The sequence below is a fragment of the Pseudoxanthomonas jiangsuensis genome, from assembly GCF_010093185.1.
Lineage (GTDB): Bacteria > Pseudomonadota > Gammaproteobacteria > Xanthomonadales > Xanthomonadaceae > Pseudoxanthomonas > Pseudoxanthomonas jiangsuensis.
The window spans coordinates 1-517 of record NZ_PDWL01000142.1; the positions used below are offsets into that span (position 1 = coordinate 1).

The following is a 517-nucleotide window of genomic DNA, read 5'->3' on the forward strand; positions in this document are numbered from 1 at the left end:
ACCATGATCAACGGCTCCAACAGGCTGCTTAGCGCGTCTACGGCATTATTGACTTCCTGCTCGAAATACTCCGCGACTTTGAATAGCATTGCATCAAGTGCGCCCGCTTCCTCGCCAATGGATGTCATTTGAATCACCATATGTGGGAACAGGTTTACTTGCTTCATAGCCATGTTCACGGGGTATCCTACAGAGACGTCGTCGCGCATCCGCAGCACAGCTTCCTCATATACCTTGTTGCCAGTTGCGCCGGCAACAATACTTAGAGCTTCTACAAGGGGTACGCCAGCTTTAAACGTGACCGCCGTAGTTCGGGCAAATCGAGCAATCGAGCTGTTGTGCATAATCTGCCCAATCACTGGAAACTTCAAAACAAGCCTGTCCATTCCATGGCGCATGCGCGGCGAGCGTTTGTAGGCAAAGATGAAGCCAGCTATCGCTGCGACACTTGCTAGTAGCATGAACCACCAATAAGACACCATAAAACGAGATGCTGCTACAATCATTTGCGTAAAAG

1 protein-coding gene is annotated in these 517 nt (G+C 49.9%); it reads right to left on the minus strand.

Annotated features, from left to right (window positions below; genetic code table 11):
* Nucleotides 1-517: type II secretion system F family protein (locus CSC62_RS17705; protein ID WP_246194544.1), on the minus strand; the 517-nt coding region annotated here is incomplete at both ends.